We start from the raw sequence: 14,232 nt of genomic DNA, 5'->3' as shown, positions 1-14,232 counted from the left end.
CCGATCCGGGCGAGAGGCAAGCTCGGGAACGGCGGGCAGGCTCACTGCGGCCCACTCTCCGTCCGGCGATCCCAGCAGCGCGGCCGCTTCGTCGCGCAGCCGGTAATAAATCCGGCGCAGCGCCAGATCCGCCTCCGGTCCATCCCCTGATGAAAGCCAGGCGGCAAAAAGCGTGTCCCCCTGTCTCAGCCAGTCTTCACTTCTGACCAGGCAAGGTCCCGCCGCAGTGGAACCCGGTTCGCGGACAGGCGGACGATTCTCCCGGCCTTCCGGCAGCACCAGAAATGCCGGACGCAACACGCGGGAAGAAGCAAGCAGATACTGGCTTTCCGCTCCTGCCGGTTTTTCCGCCGCCGTTCCGGATGAAAACGGATATTCTCTGAAGGTCTTTACGTTATCCTGACCAAGCTTATCCTTCATCTTCGCACCCACCTTTTCAGTTATGAGTTGTCGCCGGACGTTTCATTGCCCATGCTTGCCGCCGGCTGTTATTCTACGTCCTCTCTAATGCATACGGAGGGGAATCATGAAATATGCGGGTACGGGCCTCCCTTTGAGCAAGAGAATCGCCCTCCGAAGCCCCCTCCCCGTGTCTTGGGCAGGGAAGGGGCAGGGAGCCGCCGAACAGTAACGTCCGCATCGTTCAAGCTTAAAGAATTGCCGGATTAAAGGATACGCCCGGCGACAAGACGGCCGGGCGCTCTCAGAGACGGACATTATCAGCCGACGGTTGCTCCCTGACTGGCCGCAATGGCCTGCCGGAGATCATTCAGAATATCCTCAATCGCCTCCGTACCGATCGACAGGCGGAGCAGCTCGGGCGTTACGCCCGCAGACAGTTGTTCCTCTTCCGACAGCTGCTGATGCGTTGTGCTGGCGGGATGAATGATCAGCGACTTGGAGTCCCCGACATTCGCCAGATGCGAGAACAGCTTCACGTTCTCGATCACCCTGCGGCCCGCCTCGCTTCCCCCCTTGATGCCGAAGGTCAGAATCGCTCCCTGGCCTTTGGGCAGATACTTCTGCGCGAGCTCGTAGGATGGATGGCTCGGCAGTCCCGGATAGCTTACCCACTCCACATCTTCATGGGCTTCCAGGAATTCCGCCACCTTCTGCGCGTTCTGGCTGTGGCGCTCCACCCGCAGATGCAGCGTCTCAAGCCCTTGAAGCAGCAGCCAGGAGTTGAACGGCGAGATCGTCGCGCCAATATCGCGGAGCAGTTGAACGCGGGCCTTGATAATATAGGCGATTGGCCCTACGGCGTCGGTATAGACCAGACCGTGGTAGCTGGGGTCCGGCTCCGTCAGGCCCGGAAACTTGCCGCTGGCCTTCCAGTCGAATTTGCCGCTGTCCACGATCACTCCGCCGATAGAGGTGCCGTGGCCCCCGATGAATTTGGTGGCCGAATGGACGACGATATCCGCTCCGTGCTCAATCGGGCGGAGCAGGTAAGGACTCGGAAACGTATTGTCGACAATAAGCGGAATCCCATGCTCATGCGCGATGGCGGCAACCGCTTCAATGTCCAGCACGTCACCCCGCGGATTGCCGATGGTTTCCGCATACAGCGCTTTGGTCTTCCCGGTGATGGCGTTGCGGAAATTCTCGGGATTATCCGAATCCACGAAATGGACTTTAATGCCCAGCTTGGGCAAGGTCGTGGAGAACAGATTATAAGTGCCGCCGTACAGGCTTGCCGAGGATACAATTTCATCTCCCGCCCCGGCAATATTAAGAATGGAGAAGGTAATCGCCGAAGCGCCCGAAGCTGTCGCAAGCGCGGCCGCCCCGCTTTCCAGCGCCGCGATCCGCTGCTCGAACACATCGGTCGTCGGATTCATCAGACGCGTATAAACATTCCCGAACTCTTTTAGTCCGAACAGGTTGGCCGCATGCTCCGCATCCCGGAATCCGTAAGAAGTAGTCTGATACAGCGGAACGGCGCGGGCGAACGTAGTGGGATCGATTTGCTGCCCGGCATGGACGGCGAGCGTTTCAAACGACAGATTGGCTTGTTCTGACATAATTATTTCCTCCCATTGTTCAACTTAAAAAAACGCTATATCGCTATATAAGATGAACTTGAAAAATGACAATAGAATGAAGAAGGAACGAAGGGGAAGTTTGGAACTGTAGGAGAGATAGCGATCGCCTTTGTCTCCGGATTTCATCCGCGAAGAGCGGTTTAAATCCAAGAAATCCGGGGACAACAGCGACCGGAAGTCCAAATATTCCTCGTAGCTACGACTGATATCTAATAAAAAAGTCTTAAGTTCATCTTATATAGCAGTAAGAATTGCCCCTATTCTCTCACAAAAAATGTCATTTGAAAAGACTTATTCTTATTATTCCACTAAGAATTATCAGAAAGAATGAATTAAATTCAAAAAGGCTGCGTCCAAAGCGCTTTCCCGCTTCAGCCGCAGCCTGTTTTTGTCAAAAAATTTGTTCAATATCCGGAAATATTCCGCTCGCCTTTGGCGATGGCCACGCCCCCGCTGGTGCCGATCCGCGTCGCGCCCGCGCCGACCATAACCAGAGCGTCTTCCACGCTGCGCACGCCGCCGGAGGCTTTGACGCCGATGTCCGGCCCAACTACACTTCGCATTAACGCAATATCTTCCTTGGTTGCGCCGCCGGTGGAGAACCCGGTCGATGTCTTTACATAATCCGCTCCGGCTTCAACGGACAGCTTGCAGGCCCGGATCTTCTCCTCTTCCGTCAGCAGGCAGGTCTCAATAATGACCTTCGTCAGCGCCTTCCCGCGCGCCTCTTCCACCACGACGGAGATATCGCGCTTCACCCGTTCGTCGTTCCCGTCCTTCAGGGCGCCGATATTGATGACCATATCGATCTCTTCCGCTCCGTTCCGGATGGCGTTCACCGTTTCAAATGCCTTTGTTTCCGTCGTTGAAGCGCCCAGCGGAAAGCCGATTACCGTGCATACCTTCACCTCCGGCGTGTCCCTTAGCACGTCATAGGCAACGGAAACCCACGCAGGGTTAACGCATACGGAGGCGAATTTATAGCTCTTGGCTTCTTCCGCCAGCTTTACAATGTCTTCTTTTCGGGCATCCGCCTTAAGCAGCGTATGATCGATCATTCGGTTCAGATTGATTTCGCTCATTTGAAAGTTCCTCCAGAAGTAATAGTGACTTGTTGCACTCCCTGTAATCATACCAATTGAGTACCTTTTTGCATAGCATATGGCCGCCGATGGTCCTAGAAATAGACATTTCATCCTAAACCATCCAAACATAATATACACAGTAAAAGAACCTCCGAATCAGCTCTCGCTGCCAGAGGTTCTTTCCGGGTTGGGGCCTAAGGACCAGCTTATTTTGAGGCGGAAAGGGCATCGACGTCGATAAACGGAGTCGCCCCCCCGGTAACAGCCGGCAGCTTGCCGTCCCATTTATCGAGCGCCTTTTCCTGAACCTCGATCTGCTTCAGCTGCACCAGCTCAGGCGTCACTTCCTGCTTCTTCAGCTTGAGCGACTGGGCTTCGGCCTGCGCTTGCGCGACCTTTTGCTTCGCTTCGATCTCAACCCGCTTCAGATCGTTCTCCGCTTTCAGCGCCTGCTGCTGGGCCACCTGCTTCGCTTCAATCGATTCGTTAAACGCCTCAGAGAATTTAAAATTCACAATATTAATATCATTTACAATCAAATCGTATTTGGCAAGCCGGTTCTTCAAATGCTCGCTGATCTCGCCGGCGACAACATCGCGGCGGGTAATCAGATCCTCCGCTGGATATCTGGCCGTAACTTCCTTGACAATTTCCTGGATAGCAGGATTGATGATGACCGAATCGAAGCTTCCGCCGATGTTGTTCATCAGGTTGTACGCCGACTCCTTGTTCACGGAGAAGTTCACCGCCACATGCGTGGATACGGGCTGAAGATCCTTCGACGAAGCCGAGGTGTCGGTTTCCGCCTTGGTCACCTGCGTGTTGACCTGGATGATGGACTGGATGAAGGGTATTTTAAAATGGATGCCCGGCGACAATACATTATCGTTCAGCTTGCCGAATGTCTTGTACAGCCCCACGTGCCCGTACTCCACCGTCGAGAATGCATTTCCCCCGATCAGCAGCACAATGAGTATGGCGGCAACCGTGCTGATCACTTTTCCGGAACGAAACGACCTTTGCTTTGGATTGATTTCGGTATTCACAAACATTCCCCCTAAATAATTTACGGGAAAGCCCTTGCCGGGATATTGTGCCTGTAACTCAAATTCATTCTGCCCCGGCCTCTGCCGGCCCTCCGCTATACAAAGTATACGGCAGGCCCGCGTAAAAGGTCGCAGAGCCCGCAAGAAAAAACGGCGCGGCCCATCATTAAGCGAAGCGAGCAAGCGGTTGGTTCATACGATCCGGCGCTCCGGCGGCAAGCCCGGCATCAAAAAAGCGCAAGCTCACGGGCTGTATGCCACGCAACTTGCGCTTTCCGGTTTATGGAGCCGGTCAGCTCAGCTTCCTTTTGTTAGAAGACAGCTTCCCGGCTATCCTCCTGCTCTCGGAATTGTCGCCCTTCAGCGGGAATCCATAATTTCACACATGAAATCCAGCGCTTCTTCTTCATCCTTGCCTTTTGTGCGGATGGTGATGACAAAGCCTTTTTTGAGCGGATACAGCATCATTCCCAGCAAGCTTTTCACATCGATGACCGCATCCGGCTTGAGCAGAATAATCTCGGAAAGGTAATGTCCCGCTTTCATGGAAATACGCTTGAGGTCATCGGAGGAGAAGTCGCGGGTCAAAGTAATATCATGAACACGCATAAAGAATCCCTCCCAAGGTTGTTACTTCAAATTTTATCATTGGGAGCAGCAGCTTGAAAGGGATTTCGGGCTGCTAATCTTGACAAAATCGGGAAATCCCTCTTCGCCCAAGGCTTGAAGCCGGCATCAGCACGGAATCGTCTTAACGGCGGATTATTGCCGGTATAATCCCGACGCCTTCACTTCGTCGAAGAACGTGTTGAACTCGTCGATGTTGAGCTGCTGCGCCGCGTCGGACAGCGCTGTGGCGGGCTCAGGATGAACCTCGACCATTATGCCGTCGGCTCCCGCCGCAAGCGCCGCCTTCGCGCATGGAACGAGAATATCCTTGCGGCCCGTGGAGTGGGTCACATCAACCAGCACCGGCAGATGGCTCTCCTGCTTCAGAATCGGAACGGCGGAAATATCGAGCGTGTTGCGCGTCCATTTCTCATAGGTGCGGATACCGCGCTCAATCAGCATGACCTGCGTGTTGCCCCGGGACATAATATATTCCGCCGCATGCAGGAACTCCTCCATCGTCGCCGCAAGTCCGCGCTTGAGCAGCACCGGCTTGTTCACCTCTCCGGCAGCCTTCAGCAGCTCGAAGTTCTGCATGTTGCGGGCGCCGATTTGAATAATGTCAACATAGTCGAGCGACGGCTCGATGTGCGCCGGGTCGACGATTTCACTGATAGTCAGAAGGCCGTATTCATCCGCGGCTTCACGCAGAATGCGCAGTCCGTCCATGCCAAGCCCCTGGAAATCATAAGGCGATGTACGCGGCTTGAAAGCTCCCCCGCGCATGACGCGAACGCCCGCTTTTTGCAGCGCCGCCGCCACCGTCCGGGTCTGCTTCTCGCTCTCGATGGAGCAGGGGCCTGCCACCATCAGCGAAGCGCCCCCGCCGACCACAACATCCTGTGGAAGAAGAATAACGGTGTCTTCCTTGTGGGTCTTGCGGCTGACAAGCAGGCTCTTCTTATGCTCGGCGCTCTGCAGATCAAGCGATGCCTTGAAAATCTGCTTGAACAGCGTGCGGATTGTGCTCTCGCTGAAAGGTCCCTTGTTCTCCGCAACGAGCTTCTCCAGCATCTTTTTTTCCCGTTCAGGATCGAATTTCGGCACCCCCTGCTTCTCTTTGACAACCCCGATGTCACGCACGACCGTGGCCCGCTCCGAAATAAGCGCGAGCAGCTCGCTGTTGATCTCATCCAGCCGGTTTCTTAATTGTTCCAATTCAGCATTACTCATCATGTATTGCACTCCTTTATGTTTTATAACAACGCAAAAAGGCTCTCCGTCAAGGGACGAGGAGCCGTGGTACCACCCTAATTTAGAGCCGTCCTTAAGGACGCGCAAGCGAAGATGCGCAAGAATCAGCTCTGTCTTGACCCGGTAACGCGGGGCGCGGGACTCCCTACCCATACCCTGCAAAGGGTACTTCAGGAACCGACTACGAAGTGAACTTCGGCGCAGTCGTCTCAGAGGCAGCTCTCAGTCTTCGGCATGCCTTCCCTGTTCAGATCCGGAATTTGCGCTTACTCTCTTCGTCAACGTCTTTTACGGTATAACCAAAACCAGGCCCGGCCGGCAGCTGGTATCTGAACAACTGCGGTCCCCGAAAGGACGGCGCGGTTATTTCTTTTGGTATCTTAAAGGATATTTCCCCCTGCTGCAAGAGTCTTGATCAACGCATTAAAGCGTCGAACGATTAACCCGGCAAAATCCTGTTTTTCCAAAAAGATGTAGTACCTGTCCTTCGTGCTGAATACGAATAAGATGTATCATCCATCGACGGACGGAGGTAACGTGATCGTGGATACCTTTATCAGCTATATCATTCTTGGTCTATCGCTCTCCGCGCCTATCGGGCCCATCAACGCCGCCCAATTGGACAAAGGGTTCCGCAGCGGCTTCTGGCACGCCTGGGTTCTCGGGCTTGGCGCCATCTGTGCAGATATTCTATATATGCTGCTTGTCTACTTCGGCGTCATTCATCTGCTGGAATCCCCTTATATCAAGGCTTTTCTGTGGCTCTTCGGCTTTCTCGTCCTGATTTACACCGGCATCGAGAGCATCAGGGACGCCGGGCGTATTTCATTCTCCGGGCCAAGGCGGGAAGCTGACTCGCTCGGCAAATCCCTGCTTTCCGGATTTCTGATGTCGCTGCTTAATCCGCTGTCCATCCTGTTCTGGCTGGGCATTTACGGCTCCGTGCTGGCCAAGGCGTCCGAAGAATATCCCATGCGGCAGCTCCTTCTTTACAGCGGCGGCATCGTCCTGGGGATTCTGCTCTGGGACTTCAGTATGGCCGGCACCGCCAGTTTTTTTCGAAAATTCCTGACGAACCGTGTACTGAAACGTCTGTCCATATTGTCCGGACTGTCGCTGGTCGGCTTCGGTCTGTACTTCGGGCTGGAGCGGCCAAGCTGCTCTTTCACCACTAAAAGCGTACAGGTCCGCAAGAAACCGGCTTGTTCAAAACCGCGATTTACGCAGACGAATTCCCTTGATGCGAAAGCTGCCGCCCGAATTTCCGGCCTGGGCAACCTTCACTGACGTCTTCGCTGCATCGGCTTCCCCCGGCTTCCCTCTCCGGCCGCCCCGCACATGCTGGACAATTGCGTCGCATCCGGCAATCAGCGCTGCGAGCAGCAGACTGATGAACAAGCCGGGCCGGCTCTCATGGTGAAATACCGTTCCGGTCACAGCGGCGATTATCAAGATCAGCCCGCACCAGCGTTTGACGCCGCTGAGCTTGGCGGGCTTCAGCAGCCTGGCGGAAGACAGCAAAATAAACGACCAATTGTAGAGCAGCATCAACCCGGCAGCCGTGGTGATATATTCATACACTTTTCCCGGCATCAAGAGGGACATGACTACGGTCGCCCCAAGACCCGCCGCAATCAGCCCGAGCGCAGGCAGCGGATATTTGTCCTTCAGCTTCCGTGAGAATATCCCCGGGGCGTCTCCTTCCTGCGCGAGCGTGATCATCATGGATGTAACGGCATACAGCGAGGCGGTCATCGTCGAGAACCCGGCAACAATCAGCACTCCGTTAAAGACATGGGGAACAAAGGCCAAATGGTCGCTGCCAAGAGCCAGCACAAACGGGCTTTCCTTCGGATTGAATCTGGATTGCGGCACCATCGTAACGGCCAACGCGATCGACAGGGCATACACCGCCGCCAGCGTCAGCAGCATAATCTTTCCCGCTTTGGGCGCTTCCTCGGGCTTGCGGAGCCGGTAAGACATGATCCCCAGCACCTCAATGCCTCCATAGGCGTAAAAGGCAAAAATAAAGGACGACCAAAGTCCCAATCCGCCTTTTGAAAAAAACTCTTCGGCCGCGAGCGGCACATTCGGCTTAAACCGCCCGCCATCGATCCATCCCGCAAGCAGTGAGGCCGCAATGATCAGAAACATGAGAATCGCGGCCATTTTGATGACGGCCAGCACATTCTCAACCTTGTCAAACCCCTTGTTTCCAAAAAAGACGATAATCAGGCTCAGCACACCGAATCCCGCTGCGAAAATCCACATCGGAACAGAGGGAAACCAGAACCTTGAGAAGATGGACAAGGCCGTTAGCTGGCTGCCCATAATGAGCAGCTCCGAGCACCAGTAGACATATCCGCTTCCGAACCCCGCCCATCCCCCGAACGCCTTCTGCGCATAGGAACGGAAGGAGCCCTGCTCCGGGTGATCCGCCGTCATCCGGGCCAGCGCGTCAAAGACAACGTAGGTGCCCGCTGCGGCCAAGAGGTAAGCGATCAGGACAGCCGGGCCGCCAATCATAATCGCCAGACCCGATCCCAAAAAATATCCCGTTCCAATCGTTCCCGCAACTCCCAGCAAAGACAGCTGCCACCACTTGAGCTTCCCGCTATCCTTCGAAACCGATTGTTCTCCCATAGTTCCATCCTCGCTTAAAGTCATTTTCATGCTTCTGTTAGCATGCCTGCTTTGCGCTTTTTGATGTATATGCAAAGGAATTTAAAAGCAAAAGGGCGATTCTGTGTGTACATTTTCGGGGCCACTGGTTATAATAATTGTACAGCGCAGCTAAATGCGACTGTTGAAAAATACGTGAATGGCATCATCAACATCGGCACTTCGCGTACCGCGCCGGGCGGCACCTCTTCATTTCAGCTAATTGTGCAATGAAGGGTGTAAAATAATAAAGGCGTTTATAACGCTGCAATAACGTCAGCAATAAAGGCGTTCTTGTCTAGGTGCCATCCCGCAGGGAGAATGTCTCTGCCGTTGCCGAAACATATCATCATGAAACGACCTTGAGCGCATCAAGGTCGTTTCTCATTTTAGGGGAAAATAACTTGTCTCTTACTGTAGCAGATTTGCTCACCATAAATTATATACCCAGCCCTGAAGAGCTTTCGCTACAAACGATTGCTGCTTTCTACGAACAATACTTGATGAATCGGCAGTTTCGCTTTCACATCAAGCATAGGACTCAAGAAATAAGGGTTCGGTTCGAAGACGGGGCTTTATGCCACTTACTCGGAATTCATCATTTTATACCTGGACAAGCGGGCAAATCCATTCAGGGACATCATAGTTTGAAAAATGGAACTATTACGTTTGAATCGTTGAAGAAAATAAGTTCTGGACAATTCGAAAAGGATAAACAACGCCTTTTAGCTTTCCCGCTTATTTATCAAATCGTCAAAGCGCCAACATTTCTGGAACTTGATCCAAGATATGATGAAATACGCGCAAACTGGGAAGTGTATAATCGATTTGGAAAAGTATTTGTCCAACTGAAGTTGCGGCAGACGAAAAACACAATTTTTTATGCGCCTATATCCGTTCTTATTCGCAACCAACTCCCAGCCAGGAAACGGATCGGCGTAAAGATGGTTGAGGAACTTCCATTGAACGAGGGTTGGATGTAACATTCAAGCAAGCTCCAGGTTAAAGCCGCTTATCGAAAGCGGCTTTTTCATGCATCACCACAAATTTAAATGGACCCTCTTAAAGCCTTTCTCCATGCAAAATTACCTACTCAGAATATATAAAAATTTTCAAGTAAAATTTCGATAAACAGAATGGTATACTTACATAGCATAGGTCTATCAGCCTACTACATGGGGTTGTGAGGTGTTATTTATGAAATATACAGGAAGGATTGCGACCATTGGCATTTTTCTTGTGATGCACAGCTTCTATCTCCTTTACGACGCGCTTGGCGGTGGAAGCATCACGATGCCGGAATGGTTGGGATATCCCCTATTTACGGTGATATGCTATTGGGCGGGGCTTCAGTTCGACCGGGCCGTCTTTCATTCCGAGAGGGACCCATTGACCGGACTCTATAACCGAAGAAATACGGAGGCTCGAATTACCAGAATGATGGCGGCCGCGGACCGCGCCGGGCATAAAGTATTTGTCCTTGCCATCGACTGCGACAACTTCAAGTGGATCAATGATACGCTGAATCATCAGACCGGCGACACGGTGCTTATTGAAATCAGCAAGATTTTGCTGCAGGAGAGCAACAAACGGACAATAGCCGTCCGCTGGGGAGGAGATGAGTTTCTGCTGTGCGGACTGTGCTCCAGCCCATCCGAGGTGGAAGAGATCAAGCTCCGGATCAAGAACGGGATCACCCGTCTATCCGGCAAGATGAATCTGCCGGTCAATATCTCTATCGGTTCCGCCATATATCCCGACGATGACAACGCTCTATCGATGCTGATTACGCTCGCCGACCGCAATATGTACAATCAGAAAAAATCATAGGCATGACACTCTATATTTATGGGCCTGTCTCACAATCTGAACAACCAGTCCCCTGCCCCACTTTGATGCGGAGCAAGGGACTTTTCAGGATTTTATGTTTGGGGGATGTCCTTTTGGGGCCCCCCCGTTTTAGATCCGGCTGCCGGCTGTATTCATCGGCTCTCCGTCCTGTCTCATACCGGAAAAGCTGCCGGGCCTACGCCAGATTGCTCCCTGTTCCTTTCAGCAACCCCGGGCACCGCCGCCTCATGATCCGGAGCGGGCCCTTTTCCCCAGAGCGTCTGTTGCATAAATGATAGTTCAAGCCCGGCTAAACCTGTCCCTCTCTTTCGGCAAGCAGTCCTTGCACGATTTCCGTAAAGGCTCTCACCCGAATAGGCTTGGTTATATATCCGGCGAATCCCGCCTGCCGCGCCTTCGCAATATCCGATAATTGGGCAAATGCGCTAATCGCCAGAACCGGGATCTGATGGGTATTCTCCTCCCGGCGCAAGCATGCAAGCGTCTCATATCCGTTCAAACCCGGAAGACCGATGTCAAGAATGATAAGATCCGGCCGCTGCCGCTCAGCCATTTCAAGTCCCCGCTCGCCCGTTTCGGCTTCAAGAAGCATGACGAAAGGCAGGTTTTTTTTGAATAGATGATGCATCAGCGCCATATTGAGCGGATTATCCTCCACATACAGAACCTTCTGCATATGTTCTCCCATCGTTGACCCCCTAATAGCTCCCACTATATCAAGACTGCCGCAAAAATGAAAAAGCCGAAGAAAGGGGGACTCCCCCCCTTCCCTCGGCTTATGTTCGGCTCATTTGCATGTCCGACCCATTTCTGCCTTAACCATATATTAGTTGAACGTATATGCGATGACACTCTTATCTTTGGTGAAATCCCAGTCCACGTAGATATCGGCCAATTCCTTGCCAAGCAACGGCGCGATGGTGGTCGTCTCCAAATAACGCTTCTCCATCTTCCGCTTGGTCGTCTTAAGCGTATTCTCGTAGCCCAGATCAATCAGTTCTTTCTCCAGCGGAATCATTATGCCCTCCCGCTTGATAATCAGCGTTCTGGGATTGATCCACCAGGAAGTCGTAATATCAGGAAATCTCTGAACCTTGCTGCTTACTTCGTTAATCTGATTATGGACTTCATCCTGCTTGGCGTATTTATCAGTGAACGCTTCGCCGCCCTTGATCAGAGCCACAATCATTCCTGAAGCATTATGTATACCCCAATCATAAAAAAGCTCACTGATCTCAATCTCCAGCTGATCTTTTAAATAAGAGGACAATTCGGGCAGAAGGGATTTCATCAGCAGCTCGCGCGTATAGCGAAAGGCCTGCTCCTCCTCCTTACTCAGCAAAAAACGTTCCACCGGTCCTATAAAATTGCGAATATGCAGCGCTATACATTGTTTCGCGATAGAAGCGTGCACGGATTCAGGCCCTCTTCCGAACCTTTCCCGAAGCAATCTTCCCGTATAACTGGAAAGCTGGCCCGCCAGGTCAATAGTGCTCATTCATTTTCCTCCAGCATCAATTTCTCAAGTTCTTGGTAGCCCTGGGGAGGCGCCTGCTGAAAAAAATGGTTCGCTAACTAAGTATAATATCTTCTGCTCGCTTCGTATATAGAAAAATGCGCCTGATTTCCAGGCGGTGCGCCCGGCTGCCGAAAAACCTGTTCTTTCGCTAAAATGCGCGCATATTCGCCCCCGCAAAAGGAAAGACCGGTCATTTCCGGCCTGTTCCTGTCAATTTATCATACCCGGTTTCGCTTCATTTGATTTTCCCCGAAATTGAATCTCTCCGCCGATTCCGGATAAAGCCGCTGCTGATCTCCTGCCTCCTTCGCTTCGCCGCACCCGGCGGCCGTTTGATCCGGTGAAGGTCTTGAATCATGGCCCAGGATGCTGCCGCCCACATCTTCAAGCAGCGTGAACGCCCCGTCAAATCCGGCGTACCCTTTCGTCAGCACGATTCTGTCCGCTACCGGAAACGATACAGGCACAAATGGAATCCCCTTCCGTTTCGCGGCGCGGCGCTCAATCGAGCTTCCGAGCAGCAGCTCGATATCCCCGGCGAGCAGCAGCTCCTCAATAATCTTCGCGTCGCTCTCAAATACAAGCTTCGCTTCCGAATCCGGGTGCCATTCCTTCCACTGACGGACCATCGAATCCCTAACCTGCTCCGGAAGATCGTCGGTAACGATAATCAGGGCCGGCAGCAGACCGAGCGGATCGGTCAGAAAGCGGGCCGGTCCGAGTACGGCTGCGCTGTCGCCAACCAGGGCGAACTTTTTCTGAAAGCCATACTTGTAGTAGGCATCCAGAAACTGCAAAATATAGTACCTCTCACCGTTCTCCTTGCGGGCAATCCAGGACTCGACCTTCTCTTCCTCCAGATCAAGCTGCTTCCCGATGCATCTCAACAGCTCACCGGTCTGCTGCGCGCCTACCGGATACCCGTCAAAGTGAACATAGGGAATGCCCGCGTTGCTTTCCAGCCATTCACAGACCTCCAGACTGTGCGCGGAGAACGAGACATTCAGCGCCGCGTTAAGAATGGTCGTCCACTCCTGCGCGTCCGCGTCCGGGCCAAACAGCACATTCGCGTTCGCGCCGATCCCCTTCAGGCTATCCTTAAGCCCCTTCAGATTTCCGCGCCAGAACACATCCTGCTCGGGAATAATGCCAAGCAGATTCACAAGCCGGCCATTCTTCTCGATTGGCCCCTTCTCTCCGGGCGTGAGGGTAAGCTTGTCGAACTGGCGCAGCAGGCCCGTCAGCGCGGCTGTATAACCGTTATGAAGGCTTCCCTTAAAGCCGGGAGTGCTGATGTAGACGGCTTTGTACTGCTGCTCCTGCAACTCTTTGGTCATCGCCGGCACATCGTCCCCGACAAGCTCGGGCGTACAGCCTGTCAGCACGACGTAGAAGTCGCCGTCCTTGATCTTTACCGTATTTTTAAGCTGCTCTCTGAGTCTGGAGCTTCCGCCGAACACGACCTGTCTTTCCAGAAAATTGGTTGACGGAATACCGAGGCCGCCCGTGTAGCCGGAACCGCCGTTTCCGCTCAGGCTGCTGACTCCGGCATACTGCTGGACGCCGCAGCCCGAGGTGGAATGGATGATCGGCACAGCGCCTTCAATCGACTTGATCGTCTGGACCGCTCCATGCAGCATACAGCTGTTCCGGTTTCCCGCCGTCGTCGTTCCCATCCTATTTCACCTCCTGCTTGATATGCCAGCTCGCGCTCTTGCTCAGCCAGCCCGCCCGGTACGAGGAGCCGCCGGCGCTTAAATAGCGGCTGAGCGACGGGTTGCGCAGCGCCTTGGCAAACAGCGGGGCGAGCGCCCGGGCGCCCCCGAAGCCATACAAATCCACGGAGTCCACAGCGACTGCGGAGATCCCGGCTCTTGCCGCCCATACGGCGGCTTCTCCCCGCCCGATATACAGGCCGGGCTTTAATTTCCCCAGTGCGTTGATCTTCTCGAATGGCTGTCCCGGCTGAATGTACACCTGCGGATTACTCCGCCCGGCCCACTCCCTGAGTCTTAAGACATGCGAGCTGTCGGCATGGGTCACACTCAGCGCCGCAACTTCTCCTCCCAGCTCTTCCACAAAGTCGGCTATGCCGAACGCCTGCTCCGGAGGAAGGTCGATGAAGACGGAGACTCCGTTCAGCCGCAGCCCCTCCAAGGCCC

Annotated in this window: 13 protein-coding genes and 1 pseudogene; 3 read left to right on the top strand and 11 right to left on the bottom strand. The window is 53.5% G+C overall.

Annotated elements, in window-relative coordinates:
- The 6 genes from L692_RS0100110 to L692_RS0100070 form a co-directional block, all read right to left on the bottom strand.
- Positions 1 to 420, bottom strand: a 420-nt coding sequence (locus tag L692_RS0100110; RefSeq protein ID WP_025696067.1) for a hypothetical protein, incomplete at its 3' end; no start/stop codon positions are given.
- 299 nt (positions 421 to 719) lie between these two features.
- Positions 720 to 2,024, bottom strand: a complete 1,305-nt coding sequence (locus tag L692_RS0100100; protein WP_025696065.1) for a homocysteine synthase — start codon at positions 2,022 to 2,024, stop codon at positions 720 to 722.
- A 425-nt stretch (positions 2,025 to 2,449) separates the two neighbouring features.
- Complete coding sequence (gene deoC / locus L692_RS0100085; RefSeq protein ID WP_025696063.1) at positions 2,450 to 3,127, bottom strand: deoxyribose-phosphate aldolase; 678 nt, start codon at positions 3,125 to 3,127, stop codon at positions 2,450 to 2,452.
- 209 nt (positions 3,128 to 3,336) lie between these two features.
- Positions 3,337 to 4,176 (bottom strand): prohibitin family protein, encoded by an 840-nt coding sequence (locus tag L692_RS0100080; RefSeq protein ID WP_312001182.1) that lies wholly within the window; start codon positions 4,174 to 4,176, stop codon positions 3,337 to 3,339.
- 360 nt (positions 4,177 to 4,536) lie between these two features.
- Positions 4,537 to 4,785, bottom strand: coding sequence for an HPr family phosphocarrier protein (locus L692_RS0100075; RefSeq protein ID WP_025696060.1), 249 nt, complete (start codon positions 4,783 to 4,785; stop codon positions 4,537 to 4,539).
- A 153-nt stretch (positions 4,786 to 4,938) separates the two neighbouring features.
- Entirely contained in the window at positions 4,939 to 6,018 is a 1,080-nt protein-coding gene (locus L692_RS0100070; protein ID WP_025696058.1) for a bifunctional 3-deoxy-7-phosphoheptulonate synthase/chorismate mutase, read from the bottom strand.
- A gap of 564 nt (positions 6,019 to 6,582) precedes the next feature.
- On the opposite strand from L692_RS0100070, the pseudogene L692_RS0100065 reads away from it, so the two are divergent.
- A pseudogene (locus L692_RS0100065) lies at positions 6,583 to 7,209 on the top strand (LysE family translocator); the annotation flags it as partial.
- Between the two features lie 36 nt (positions 7,210 to 7,245).
- Here the strand turns inward: L692_RS0100065 and L692_RS0100060 are convergent.
- The gene (locus L692_RS0100060; protein ID WP_025696054.1) at positions 7,246 to 8,682 is read right to left on the bottom strand and encodes an amino acid permease; all 1,437 of its coding nucleotides are present in this window, start codon (positions 8,680 to 8,682) and stop codon (positions 7,246 to 7,248) included.
- 422 nt (positions 8,683 to 9,104) lie between these two features.
- Here L692_RS0100060 and L692_RS0100055 point away from each other — a divergent pair, with 422 nt between their 5' ends.
- Positions 9,105 to 9,683 (top strand): PBECR4 domain-containing protein, encoded by a 579-nt coding sequence (locus tag L692_RS0100055; RefSeq protein WP_025696052.1) that lies wholly within the window; start codon positions 9,105 to 9,107, stop codon positions 9,681 to 9,683.
- A 214-nt stretch (positions 9,684 to 9,897) separates the two neighbouring features.
- A complete protein-coding gene (locus tag L692_RS0100050; protein WP_025696050.1) occupies positions 9,898 to 10,530 on the top strand; it encodes a GGDEF domain-containing protein in 633 nt (210 codons plus the stop codon).
- A 310-nt stretch (positions 10,531 to 10,840) separates the two neighbouring features.
- On the opposite strand, the gene L692_RS27380 is transcribed toward L692_RS0100050, so the two are convergent.
- From L692_RS27380 to L692_RS0100030, 4 genes are all read right to left on the bottom strand, one after another.
- Positions 10,841 to 11,239: a response regulator gene (locus L692_RS27380; RefSeq protein WP_025696048.1), complete on the bottom strand. Its 399-nt coding sequence runs from the start codon at positions 11,237 to 11,239 to the stop codon at positions 10,841 to 10,843.
- 138 nt (positions 11,240 to 11,377) lie between these two features.
- Entirely contained in the window at positions 11,378 to 12,049 is a 672-nt protein-coding gene (locus L692_RS0100040; RefSeq protein ID WP_025696046.1) for a Na-translocating system protein MpsC family protein, read from the bottom strand.
- A gap of 239 nt (positions 12,050 to 12,288) precedes the next feature.
- Complete coding sequence (locus L692_RS0100035) at positions 12,289 to 13,746, bottom strand: nitrogenase component 1 (protein WP_025696044.1); 1,458 nt, start codon at positions 13,744 to 13,746, stop codon at positions 12,289 to 12,291.
- Between the two features lies 1 nt (position 13,747).
- Positions 13,748 to 14,232, bottom strand: a 485-nt coding sequence (locus tag L692_RS0100030) for a nitrogenase component 1 (RefSeq protein WP_025696043.1), incomplete at its 5' end; no start/stop codon positions are given.

Source organism: Paenibacillus forsythiae T98, from assembly GCF_000520735.1.
Lineage (GTDB): Bacteria > Bacillota > Bacilli > Paenibacillales > Paenibacillaceae > Paenibacillus_AQ > Paenibacillus_AQ forsythiae.
The sequence above is the reverse complement of the archived record's forward strand: the minus strand, read 5'-3'. Positions and strand labels throughout refer to the sequence as shown.